Annotated in this window: 3 protein-coding genes; all 3 read right to left on the bottom strand. The window is 46.5% G+C overall.

The window, feature by feature from the left end; all coding sequences use genetic code 11:
* Window positions 1-77 precede the first annotated feature (77 nt).
* On the bottom strand, window positions 78-218 hold the full coding sequence (locus B5D47_RS11370) for a hypothetical protein (RefSeq protein WP_234970092.1): 141 nt from the start codon (window positions 216-218) through the stop codon (window positions 78-80).
* 107 nt (window positions 219-325) lie between these two features.
* Window positions 326-760: a cyclophilin-like fold protein gene (locus tag B5D47_RS11230; protein ID WP_078931920.1), complete on the bottom strand. Its 435-nt coding sequence runs from the start codon at window positions 758-760 to the stop codon at window positions 326-328.
* A 34-nt stretch (window positions 761-794) separates the two neighbouring features.
* Window positions 795-2,354 carry a 1-deoxy-D-xylulose-5-phosphate synthase gene (locus tag B5D47_RS11225; protein ID WP_268811086.1) on the bottom strand — a complete coding sequence of 520 codons (1,560 nt, stop codon included), beginning with the start codon at window positions 2,352-2,354 and terminating at the stop codon, window positions 795-797.
* Between the last annotated feature and the right edge of the window lie 89 nt (window positions 2,355-2,443).

Raw genomic sequence — 2,443 nt, 5'->3', positions numbered from 1 at the left:
TCTTTGCCATGTGCTAACCGCCCTGTTTAATTTATCGGCTGTTTGCACCTTAAATCTGCTCCTTTTTCTGTATCGTTTTACGCACTCATTTTAGTCCCTGTCGCGCTGAAATAGCATACAACCGTCTTTTTTGCGTTTTGTGTCCCCTGTGAACTCTGCGCATTTGCTCCAAACATAAGAATTCCTCCTGCCAAAAGTGAAATTAAAAGTTTTTTCATGTTTCCTCCAAATTTTTCGGGCGTTTTCCCCCCCCCCTCAATGTGTTAGATTCCGCTCCTGTTGGCTGTATCTCTTTCCCAGCTGTTTGCCGGATGATTTTCCGCATTTATTTTTCCGATTCCACGCTAACAATGCCTGAAAGATTTTTTATATTCTCCGCACCGCTGACTGCTTTTCCAAGAATAAAAAGCCCTGGATATTCGCTGAATTTTCCGTAAAAAAGAACGATATTTCCCCACGGCGAAAAATATGCCAGCGTTCCAGAATCGCCTGAGCCTTCAATTCCGTTTTTCAGCGGAATTTTTTCTTTCGGATAAAAGATTTTTTCGTTTGTGCTGTAGTTTTCAATCTGAACTTTTATCGGAAGCTGACTGTAAAGCGATTTGCTCTGCCCGCTTGCGTTCAGTTCATAAACGATTTTATTTTTTCCGTCCGAAACACTGATTTTCATATTTTCTCCATTTACGGCATTTTCCGCAAAAGCACAGGAACTCGCCGCCAAAGCCGCAATGATAAAAAATGAAAGCAAAAGTTTTTTCATAAGCCGCGCCTCCAAATTTCTGTTTCCCAGTTTTTTATTTCCCAAGAATCTCTTTCACGTCCGCCAGAATCTGCTCGGTTGTCATTCCAAGCTCCTTTAAAAGCCCGGCAGGATTGTAGCGGTCATAGAATTTCTTTTCCAGGCCGTAATTCTTCACTTTCATATTTGAAATTCCGTAGAACGAGGCGATTTTTTCGCCGAATCCGCCGCTTGTGATTCCGTCCTCAAGCGTAATCACAAGCCCATGGTCTTTTTTAAGGTCTTCCAGAAGTTTTTTGTCAACGCCGCTTGCAAAACGCGGATTTATCAAAGTCGGCTCAAAGCCAAGAGCGCTTTTTATAGCCGCCGCAAGAGCCTCGCCTTTCTGGTAAAAGTCGCCGAGCGCGACAACCGCGACTTTCTCGCCTTTCTTTTCAACTTTGTAAGTGTCAAGCGCGTCAAAAGTTTTTTCTTCTGCGCAAGACGAGCGGTGGAAAACTTCATTCCCTGGAATCAGAATCAGAACCGGGTGGGATTTCTGTTCAATCGACCAGTTCAGCATATTCAGATATTCTTCCGCGCAGGTCGGAGCAAGAACCACAAGATTCGGAATATTTGTGAACGCCGCAAGCCCGAAAATTCCCAAATGCGTAACGTCGGTAAGTCCGTCAAACGAAGTGTAGTTCATCAGCATTGTAACCGGCAGATTGTTTATGCAGACATCCTGCGAAATCTGGTCGTAAGCGCGCTGCAGGAAAGTCATATTTGTAACCAGAAGCGGATTTCCGCCGTTTTTCGCGATTCCTGCGCAGACCGCAACTGCCGCCTCCTCCGCGATTCCAACGTCAAGATACTGCGGGCCGAGCTTTACACGAAGCTCAGGCACAAGTCCGACCGAGGCCGGCATTGCAGGAGTCACGACAACAAATTTCCTGTCCTTTGCGGCACGCTCCATAATCCAGTTCGGAGTAATCACGCCGTAGCTTTCGCCGTTTCCAAAATTCACAGCCGGCTTTCCGGTAGCGCGGTCAAACGGAAGAGTCCAGTGCCAGGCCTCCTTGTTTTTCTCAGCAGGGGCATAGCCTTTTCCCTTCAAAGTGTGAATGTGAAGCACAACCGGGTGGTCAATGTCCTTCACCTTTTCAAAAAGCGAAATCATCGAGCCGATGTCGTTTCCGTTTTCCTCATAAATATACTCAAGCCCGAACGCGCGGAACATATTGCTGGAAGATTTTCCGTTTGTCTCACGCAATTCTTTCAGATTCTTGTAGATTCCGCCGTGATTTTCCGCAATCGCAATCTCGTTGTCGTTCACAATAATGATGAAATTTGAATTCAGCTCAGAACCTGCAACGCTCAACGCCTCCAAAGCCTCTCCGCCAGAAAGCGAGCCGTCACCAATCACTGCGATAATATTTTCCTTTCCGCCAAGGACATCGCGCCCTTTCGCAAGACCTGCCGCCAGCGCAATAGAAGTTGAAGTGTGTCCCACATTGAAAAAATCGTGCCCGCTCTCGTCAGGATTCGTGTAGCCAGAATCCTCCGCAAAATGCGCGTCGTCCAAATATCCGGCTTTTCGCCCGGTCAAAAGCTTGTGCGCATAGCTCTGGTTGATTATTCCGCGTGAAAAGCACCATCAAATTCAAATTTGAGCAACAGCAATTCACGCGTGGAGCACCACTAATATTTAGTAGAGCACCAAAA

The sequence above is a fragment of the Treponema berlinense genome (genome assembly GCF_900167025.1).
In the GTDB taxonomy this organism is placed as follows: domain Bacteria; phylum Spirochaetota; class Spirochaetia; order Treponematales; family Treponemataceae; genus Treponema_D; species Treponema_D berlinense.
This window is presented reverse-complemented; position numbering and strand designations above follow the sequence as displayed.

Excerpts from the sequence above, each read along its gene's own strand:
- B5D47_RS11370 (WP_234970092.1), bottom strand. The coding sequence starts at position 218 with ATGAAAAAACTTTTAATTTCACTTTTGGCAGGAGGAATTCTTATGTTT.
- B5D47_RS11230 (WP_078931920.1), bottom strand. The coding sequence starts at position 760 with ATGAAAAAACTTTTGCTTTCATTTTTTATCATTGCGGCTTTGGCGGCG.